This is a genomic window from Pseudorhodobacter aquimaris, assembly GCF_001202025.1.
Taxonomy (GTDB): Bacteria; Pseudomonadota; Alphaproteobacteria; order Rhodobacterales; family Rhodobacteraceae; genus Pseudorhodobacter; species Pseudorhodobacter aquimaris.
On record NZ_LGHS01000054.1, the window covers coordinates 1 to 8,924 of the forward strand.

Consider the following 8,924-nt stretch of genomic DNA (forward strand, 5'->3'; position numbering starts at 1 on the left):
GCCCTCTTCGAACACCCGGCGCGTGATCTCAACGCTCATCCCGGGCCAATCGTAGTCTCCATCGTCGCCAAGCCCAGCGCCTTCGGCGACACGACCGAAGAGATTGTTGGTATCCTCAAAACGCTGCACTTCCTGGCCGAGGATCATCAGATCGCCGATCGAGACTGGCACGCCCTCCTCAGGGGCAGTGATATAAAGCCAATCTTCCCCCCCGAGTTGCCGCACGCGCCGCAATTGCGCATCTTGCGGACCAGTCCTGCCGCGTCGGAACATCGGCTAGATATTTGCGTGTTCGATCTGCACCAGCCCAGCGATGCGCACTTCGTCACAGGCGATGGGCGGAATGCCCGTAACAAACTTGAGCATCCCCATCGCCGCCCAGCCCGCGATGTCAGAAACCGTGCACCCCCAGCGTGCAGCGGTTTCATGAACAGGATAAAAAACACGTTGTGGCAGGCCCATACTCAAATCCTCCTTCAAGGACCGCCAGCCAGATCGAGCAGAGCCTGGCAGCGGATGTTAAGCTTTTGGCGTCGTTGCTGATCGGCGAAATCACTGAAACAACGTGATTTTTGATTCTCATTGACGTAAGAGAGTTTTAATCTCCCTATGGGGTAAGTTGCTTACCCCTCGCACAATCAGAGAGAGAATATTCACCATGTCATTCGCCAAGGCGCAGGACCTGTTCCGGCTGGCCGAAATGGCCAAAGCGCGCTACCGCGGCGTCACCTTGCGCGACATCATGGAAGAGTTCGCCGTCAATGAGCGGACGGCGCGACGCATGGCACGGGCGCTGGAGGACGTGTTTCCCAGGATTGATGTTGTCACGGATGGCGAGCGCCGCCGTTGGTGGTCCCTGCGCGATGTCGATTACATCCGCCACCGTGGGTTTCGCGACAGTGAAATTGCCGCGCTGGATCTGGCGATCCGCAGAGCCGAGCGGGATGGGGCTGCAAACGAGGTCAAATCTCTTACCGAGATGCGCGACCGGCTTCTTGCGTCCGCATCGCAGCCGCAAGCGCGTTCGGCCGAAGTCAGTTCCGAGGTCATGTTGGAGGCGAATGGGTTCGCGTGCCGTCCCGGGCCAGCTAGTCAGGCGTCACCACATTATCTGAAGTTATTGTTTGAGGCTTTCATCGCGCCGATGTCGATCCGCATGACTTACAGGAGCGCCCGCGATGATGCACCCCGCGAGCGGGTAGTGGAACCCTACGGCGTCATCCTTGGCACCCGGCATTACCTTGTGGCGCGCGACACGACGCCAGAGAGGAGAATTCGTCAGTATCGGTTTGACCGTATCAGTGACATGGCTGTGACGGGGCAGGGCTTTGTCCGCGATCCGGACTTCTGCATCAACGCCCACTGCGCTCAGTCTTTTGGTTCGTTCTTCTCTGAGGCCGAGCACGGGCCCGTTCGTTGGCGCTTTGCGCCCAGCGCGGCGCCTGTGGCGCGTGACTTCCGGTTCCATCCAAACCAGGTGATGACTGAAACGCCGGACGGCAGTCTGCTGGTTGAATTCAGCGCGAGCGGCTGGGTCGAGATGGCCTGGCACTTGGTCTCCTGGGGCAGGGCGGTCGAAGTGTTGGAACCGCCTGAGCTGCGTGTCATTCTTGAAAGGGTGCGGCGAGGTAATGTGGATGTATTGCCATGATGGCTGATGTGATCTCTTCTATCTTGGCACTTCATACGCGAAGGGCGAAAACCGGACTTGCGCAGAACGGTGCAGCCGCTGCATCATTTTCGATATCTGACGTTCAGCCGCGGCGAAGAGTTAGAACGATTTGACCCGCAGGTCGAGGGGGGAATGTGCATGCGCGATGCAGCTTGGCATACACCTACCGGGCATGGTCTAATCAGTGACATGAACAGATTTTTTACAGGGGCGTAGGTATTGAGCGAGGCACTTCAAGAACTCTTTGAACATGGGGCGCAGTGGGTGAGGGCAGACTTTCACCTGCACACGCGGGCCGATAAGGAATTTCGCTATGACGGCGAGGAGGATCGCTTCGTCGGCAGTTATATTGATGCGCTCGAAGCCGCCGGAACGCGGCTCGCCGTCATTACCAACCATAACAAATTCGACTTCGACGAGTTCAAGGCCCTGCGCAGGCGGGCGCGCAAGTCGGGGATCGGCGTGCTGCCCGGAGTGGAGCTATCGGTCAAGGATGGCGCGAACGGAGTACATACGCTGGTCGTATTCTCCGATGCCTGGCTGACCGATGGTCAGGACTACATAAACCAGTTCCTTGGCGTTGCCTTTTCTGGCAGGGTCCCCGCGCAATACGAGCAGGAAAACGGCCGCAGCAACGATGATCTAGTTGAGACGCTAAAGAAGCTGGAAGGCTACAATCGCGATTTCTTTATCATTTTTGCCCATGTCGAGGCCAATAGCGGCCTGTGGAAGGAAATCGGCGGAGGGCGGATGGCGGAGCTTGCTGCAGAGCCCCTGATCCAAAAATACGCGATTGGTTTCCAGAAAGTGCGTACGCACGACAAACCCGATGCCGTATGTCGCACCAAGGTCAAGGGCTGGTGGCGCGAGCATTATCCGGCAGAGGTCGAGGGTTCTGACGCAAAAGCAATTGGGGACATCGGCAAGGGACAGAAGGCCTATCTCAAGCTTGGCGATCTTGGTTTTGATGCCGTTAAATTCGCATTGACTGATCATAATTTCCGCGTCTCGGCAGAGGTCCCGCCGGTTGGCCATTCTCATATCAATGCAATTCGCTTTGAAGGAGGGTTGCTGGATGGTAAGCGCGTCACCTTCTCTCCGCACTTGAATTGCTTAATTGGAATCCAGGGCAGCGGCAAATCCTCCGTCCTGGAGAGCGTGCGTTATGCGCTCAATATCCCCTTCGGCGAAAAGGCACAGGACAAGGAGTACAAGGACAGACTCCTGCCCCATGTCCTCAAAAGCGGCGGCAAGGTGATTGTCGAGGCGACCGACCGGCATGGCGGGCGTTTTGAGGTAAGCCGGATCTGGGGACAATCGCCGAATGTCTATGTCGATGGCACGCTGCGTCCCGGCGTCTCTGTTAACGAAACCATCATCGCCAAGCCGCTATATTTTGGGCAGAAGGACCTCTCGGCGGCAGGAAAAGGCTTTGGCCACGACCTTGTCGAAAAGCTCATGGGCGATAGCTTGAAAGCTGTCCGGCAAGAAATCGAAGTGCGATCGGGCGATCTGAAGGCGGCGATAGAAAGTTTCAATTCGGTACGCAGCGACGCAGAGAACAAGCAGGCGCTGGAGGATGAACTCAAGAATGTGGAGTTCAATCTTGAGCATTTCGACAGGTACGGCATCAAGGACAAGCTTGAAAAGCAACTGGCTTATAGCGAGGACCTGACCTACTGCGAGGGCATTGATGAGACGGCGCAAGGCTGGCACAAGACAATTGATGATGCGGCAACCCAGGCCGAGGAAAATTTCAAGCTCATCGAGAACCAAGATTCCGATCACAACGCTGAATTCTTCGCTCGTTATGCGGCCAAGGTGCAGGAACTGAAAGGAACCGTTGCAACGGCCAGGTCACTTGCTGCCACGATCAAATCCAAATCTGGCGATCTGGATGCGCTGCGCCAGGAGCTTGAAGGCGTTCGCGATGGCCTAAAGGAGGAATTTGCGAAGACCGAGCGGGATCTGGTCAAGGCGCTCGAAGAACAAGGCGTTACCTCGGTCCAGCCGGATGCCTACATTAAGCTCACGCAGCGCAAGCAGGAACTTGAGACGCAGATCGACGAACTTGCCAAGCGCACCGGAAAAGAAAAATCAAAGCTTGATGCGGTTCTGACCGCCATAAGTTCGCTGAATGATGCCTGGCATGATGAGTTTAAGCTCATCGCGGCGGCGTTGAAGATCATCAATGAATCGCAAGGATCGCTCAGGGTAGAGGCGGAGTTCAAAGGGGACCGCAGCGCATTCAAGAACCACATTGATGGGCTGCTTCGCGGCAATAATCTCCGGAAAGAATATTATGATGCCCTCGCTGCTGCGTATACAGATTTTGGCGAGATTTTTAAAGACCTCGACAGGGCTTCCACTCACGCGAAGTCAAAGTCCGTAGATTTCAAGATGCTCTTCACGGCAAACCTATACGCACTTACGGGCTATCAGGTACCAAACAGCTACTCTGTTACATACCACGGCAAGGCACTGTCATCACATTCTCTCGGCCAGCGCGCTTCTGCCATGATGCTTTTCCTACTGAGTCAAGAAGGGAACGATCTCTTGCTCATCGACCAGCCAGAAGATGATCTCGACAGCCAGACCGTCTATGAAGAGGTGGTGAAGCTACTTCGCAAGCTCAAGCCGAACCAGCAATTCGTCTTCGCAACCCATAATGCCAACTTCCCGGTGCTCGGCGATGCGGAGTCCATCACCACGTGCAGCGCGAGCGATAATGAAATCGTCATATCGGTGGGTAATATTGACGACAAGGCATGTCAGGCGAGCGTTATCTCGATCATGGAAGGTGGCCCGGAAGCCTTTGAACGGCGCAAGGCAATCTATCAAATCTGGAAGGCACGTGCCGTTTGACGATGGCGGTAGGTGAATCGGTTGCAGTCCTTAAGGCCGGGGAGGGCGCGACGAAGGAGCCTGCTGGAGGCAGTGTCCTCTGCAACCTCGACATCGTGACCCAGTGTCATCTTGTCGCCAGATGGTGGATCATGCACAAGCCTGTCGACCGGGCTGAGGATCTGTGATCAGCGCCCGCGCCGTTCGTCTATGATCCGATCAATCTCAGCTTCAACTTGGCCCGCCGTCTCTTGCATAATGCCGCGAAGTAGTTCGGTTTCCTTCATGAAGTTTAGGTAGCTAGACAGTGCTGAATGCGGATTTCTACCGGAGCGGATCTTCTTAGCCCTAGACTTCCACGACGCAACAGGATCGGCGCGGACCTTCATGGGGAAGTGATCCTCCATCCATTTTTCCAAGTCCGCCATATTATTCACGTTCGTCGGCCTGACATTCTTTTTGATGAACGCTCGGCCTTCATCCGAGAAGATCGCCCTCCAAGCCTGGGCGCCGATGATCGCCTGATCGCGACTTACCCTAGAACCGTTGTATGGTCCATCAGCAGCCGTCTGCACGCAGTAGTCGAACATCTCGATGATATCCTCGAGATAATCGGCAATCGAGGCGATCATGGGGAAGTGGTCAAATCCTAGGCGAGCTCGGATATCGCTACACCCCCGATTGAAATCCTCACCGTTCGGCATGAGCCTGCCGGTCTTTGACGAGGTCGAGATGTATTTTCGAGCCCGGTCCGGGACGCTGATTCCTGATCCATATGACCAGTGCCTGACGCGATAATCGGCGAGGATCCGACACACCACATCCAGGTAGAATGCAGACAGGCTAGGCAGAACCTGCTCGTGTTGCAGGCCAGCGTGGTGAAGCTGGTTGCGGAACCCGTGGAGGCTAATTATCGTCGCCTTGTCTTCAGTCGAGATCATCCCCTCGGTGTGGGCGAACTTTACCTTCCGATCGAAGTGCTGGCCCTGCGCCGCCAGTAGCTCATCCTTGTGCGGATAGGCGTCCCATTTTCGATCCCAGGCCTTCAGCTCACCAAGTTTGTCTCCAGCGAAGCGATGAAGGGTCAGTTCAAGGGCGTTGTCTGTCATCATCAGGCTGAAGCGGGCGTTGTGAACGTCTCCCTTCGAGATGTGCTCCAGAGCGACGTCCAGCTGCTCCAGAACGCCCGCGATGAATTTGACCATCTCAGTCCCCCCGAATCATCGGCTTGCGGGGCGGCAATAGCTTGGCTTTCGCAGTACCAACGCGCCCGTGGGTTTTGAAGTGCGCCTCAAGCTCAGCAAGGAGCTCCACCGTTGACCGAGGCCGGATTAAGGTCTTTGAGGGATAGATAACCCGCGACGGTGGCCCATGGAGAGGCGCATTTTGCGTCAGCGTCTTTGCAATTTCAGCAATGTCGTTCAGGATTATTGGCACTTGCTCCTTGGCCTTGGAATAGTTCGCCACGCCGGTGACAATTGTGCCCATCGTCCCGCAGAGAGCAAACACCTTCAGGATGAACTGGATGCTCCCCGGCTCCATACCAACCGGGTCAAGGAAGACGGTCTCCACGCCGAAAACGGCCCCCTCGACCTCTATGGCCCGGTGTGGCCTTGCATCGAATTTTGTGGTGACCTTCGTGACAAACCGGTTCACCGACCTGCGGTGGGTCTTGTATTTAATGTCGGCGTCGAAAACGAACTCGACAGTTCCCAGCTCAATTTTGCTGTAGTACAAGGCATCCCCCAATCAAATTTTGACCATGATGCGATCATGGTGATGAAGTGGTCAAGAACTGGTCTTGGGGAGCCAGATACAACCACCATGTGGTAGACGAGCACCGACACGGGATAGGGCCAACGCGAGGGGACTAATGAACGACCGGTCTGGGGATGCAATGCACGATGCTCAACCAGGCACGACCGGCAGCAATGGTGAAGGTTTTCTGATGCGGGTCGCGGCGGCACGTTGCGCACTGGCGAGACCACGACCCGCGTTGGAAAACCTCCCAAGGTGGAAGCCGTGGGGATCTTGGACCCGTCTATGGGGAAAGTGTACAGTCGGTTAGGGCAACCGTTGCATCAGGGGTGCGGCTGAAGGTGCGTATGGTGCCCGATACGCTCGCATGCACGGCTAAGGATGCCGACAAAGCTGTTTGTTTCGGTGTCATTGCCGCTTCGTGCGACGCTGGAAGTGAACAAGCACAGGCTGTTAGGACCAAGTCTGCGGATTGCAGCTGGTGGATTTCCGTGACGAGTGACAGGCGATTTGTCATGCGGCCTGCTCCCTTGGCGGTGCTCGTGATGACGGCTTTTGCCCGCGCCGGAAGATTTCGACGATGCGCATGGGGCCGCCGCAACAGGGGCATGGTTCGCGCAGGGTGAGTGAGACGATCTCGGCGTCGGGTTCTGACGCAGGGGTCTGTTCGGGGCGCTGGACGCAGAGCAATGTGCGGATCTTCGTGATGTTTGCCTTGCGGGTCGAACTGGCCAGCAGGCCGTAGTGCCTGATGCGGTGTAACCCGTCAGGCAGGACATGGATCAGGAAACGACGAATGAACTCCGGCGTGGCCAACCGCATGACCTTTTGGCGATCGCCGGACTTGATGCGGTAATCCTTCCAGCGGAAGGCCACAGTATCGGCATCGGCGCTGACCAGGCGGGCGTTCGAGATCGCGACCCTGTGGGTGTATCGGCTCAGATAGGCCAGCACGGCCTCGGGTCCTCCGAAAGGTGGCTTGGCATAGACCACCCATTCGGATTTGCGGAACGGGGCGAGCCACGCCGTGAAGGTGTCCGCGTCGGCCAGTTCGCCCAGATCGCCGAAGAAGGCCAGCTGACCAGCCCGGTGCAGCGCCATCAGCCCTTCCAGAAACAGGCGACGAAACAGTCGCGACAGAGCCCGCACATGCAGAAAGAACCCGGGGCGGCAGGCAACCCAGCTGGTGCCATCCGGCGATAGGCCGCCACCGGGCACGATCATGTGGATGTGGGGATGATGTGTCAGCGCTGATCCCCAGGTATGAAGGACGCTGGTCATACCCACCCGAGCGCCCATGCGCTTGGGGTCGGCCGCGATGGTCATGATCGCTTTCGCAGATGCCCGGAACAGGAGACCGTAGACCGCCCGCTTGTTCCAATAGGCGATCTGCGCGATCTCGGCCGGCAGGGTGAAGACGACGTGGAAATACTCCACGGGCAGCAGGTCTTCAGCGCGCGCCGCCATCCAGTCCCGCGCGGCCGGACCCTGGCACTTGGGACAGTGCCGGTTCTTGCACGAGTTGTAGGCGATGTGATGGTGGCCGCACTTGGCACAGCCGGCCACATGGCCGCCGAGCGCCTCGGTCCGGCAGGCCTCGATCGCGGACATCACCTTAAGCTGCGAGATGCTGACATGCCCTGCGTTGGCCTTTCGCCATGCAGGACCATGGGCGCGGAAGATGTCAGCGATTTCCAGCTTCGACCGGGTCACCCCAGAGCCCGGTCACTCCAGGCTTCGCTTCACGGTCTGGTCCTGTAATCTGGCCAGCATCTCGTAGGGGCTGACGGTATCGCGGATCGTCTTGGTGGCCACATGGGTGTATCGTGCGGTGGTCGTCAGCTTGGCATGGCCGAGAAGCACCTGGATCACCCGCACGTCGGTGTTGGCTTCCAGCAGGTGCGTGGCGAAGCTGTGCCGCAACGTGTGCAAGGTGGCGGGCTTCTTGACCCCGGCCATGTGCTTGGCCGAGGTGAAGGCGCGGTTCAGTTGGCGCGGTGAGATCGGGTTGATCTTCGGCTTGCCCGGGAACAGCCAGCCTTCGGGACGCGCCTCGCGCCACCAGGCCCGTAGCAACTCCAGCAAGCCGGGTGACAGCATGACCTTGCGATCCTTCTGGCCTTTGCCCAGTTCGACATGGATCAGCATCCGATCACTGTCGATATCGCCGACCTTGAGGTTGCAGACCTCGGCAGCCCTGAGACCGGCACCATAGGAAATGCTGAGAGCTGCACGATACTTCAACCCTGGCCCGGGTGCCGCCATCAGGATGTCGGACACCTCCTCGACGCTGAAAACCACAGGCAGCTTGCGCGGCTCGGTTCGGAATTGCATGTAGCGCTTCATCTCTTCGCGCCCGCAGGTCATGCCGAAAAAGAACCGCAGCGCCACAATGCGCGTGTTGAAGGTCGAGGGCGTGATCCCTGTATCTGTCATGTGGAGCTGATATGCGCGCAGGTCCTCCGGCGTCGCGGTGTCGGGTGATCGCCCCAGAAAGGACGCGAAGTCCTTGATCGCCCGGATGTGGGACTTTTGCGCCTTGTCGCCCATCCCACGGATGCGCATGTCTTCGATCATCCGCTGGCGCAGCGGGGTTACTTTCTCCTCTGTCATGGGAACCTCCTGTCTGATGATTGAGAAGGCCTCAATC

General features: G+C 57.7%; 7 protein-coding genes. 2 read left to right on the forward strand and 5 right to left on the reverse strand.

What is annotated here, in order from left to right; genetic code table 11:
* Window positions 1–276 precede the first annotated feature (276 nt).
* The gene (locus AKU94_RS10130; RefSeq protein WP_157056506.1) at window positions 277–480 is read right to left on the reverse strand and encodes a hypothetical protein; all 204 of its coding nucleotides are present in this window, start codon (window positions 478–480) and stop codon (window positions 277–279) included.
* A 178-nt stretch (window positions 481–658) separates the two neighbouring features.
* On the opposite strand from AKU94_RS10130, the gene AKU94_RS10135 reads away from it, so the two are divergent.
* Complete coding sequence (locus AKU94_RS10135; protein ID WP_050527178.1) at window positions 659–1,651, forward strand: helix-turn-helix transcriptional regulator; 993 nt, start codon at window positions 659–661, stop codon at window positions 1,649–1,651.
* Between the two features lie 240 nt (window positions 1,652–1,891).
* Entirely contained in the window at window positions 1,892–4,537 is a 2,646-nt protein-coding gene (locus AKU94_RS10140) for a TrlF family AAA-like ATPase (RefSeq protein ID WP_050527179.1), read from the forward strand.
* A 167-nt stretch (window positions 4,538–4,704) separates the two neighbouring features.
* On the opposite strand, the gene AKU94_RS10145 is transcribed toward AKU94_RS10140, so the two are convergent.
* The 4 genes from AKU94_RS10145 to AKU94_RS10160 all read right to left on the reverse strand — a co-directional run bounded on the left by AKU94_RS10145 (window position 4,705) and on the right by AKU94_RS10160 (window position 8,887).
* On the reverse strand, window positions 4,705–5,721 hold the full coding sequence (locus tag AKU94_RS10145) for a hypothetical protein (protein WP_050527180.1): 1,017 nt from the start codon (window positions 5,719–5,721) through the stop codon (window positions 4,705–4,707).
* Between the two features lies 1 nt (window position 5,722).
* Window positions 5,723–6,253, reverse strand: a complete 531-nt coding sequence (locus AKU94_RS10150; RefSeq protein ID WP_157056507.1) for a hypothetical protein — start codon at window positions 6,251–6,253, stop codon at window positions 5,723–5,725.
* A 534-nt stretch (window positions 6,254–6,787) separates the two neighbouring features.
* Window positions 6,788–7,987: an IS91 family transposase gene (locus AKU94_RS10155; protein WP_050525857.1), complete on the reverse strand. Its 1,200-nt coding sequence runs from the start codon at window positions 7,985–7,987 to the stop codon at window positions 6,788–6,790.
* A 12-nt stretch (window positions 7,988–7,999) separates the two neighbouring features.
* Window positions 8,000–8,887 (reverse strand): tyrosine-type recombinase/integrase, encoded by an 888-nt coding sequence (locus AKU94_RS10160; RefSeq protein WP_050525858.1) that lies wholly within the window; start codon window positions 8,885–8,887, stop codon window positions 8,000–8,002.
* Window positions 8,888–8,924: the final 37 nt, after the last annotated feature.

What these genes read in the sequence shown, in the direction of transcription:
- AKU94_RS10135 (WP_050527178.1), top strand. Translation starts at nt 659, where the DNA reads ATGTCATTCGCCAAGGCGCAGGACCTGTTCCGGCTGGCCGAAATGGCC.
- AKU94_RS10145 (WP_050527180.1), bottom strand. Translation starts at nt 5,721, where the DNA reads ATGGTCAAATTCATCGCGGGCGTTCTGGAGCAGCTGGACGTCGCTCTG.
- AKU94_RS10160 (WP_050525858.1), bottom strand. Translation starts at nt 8,887, where the DNA reads ATGACAGAGGAGAAAGTAACCCCGCTGCGCCAGCGGATGATCGAAGAC.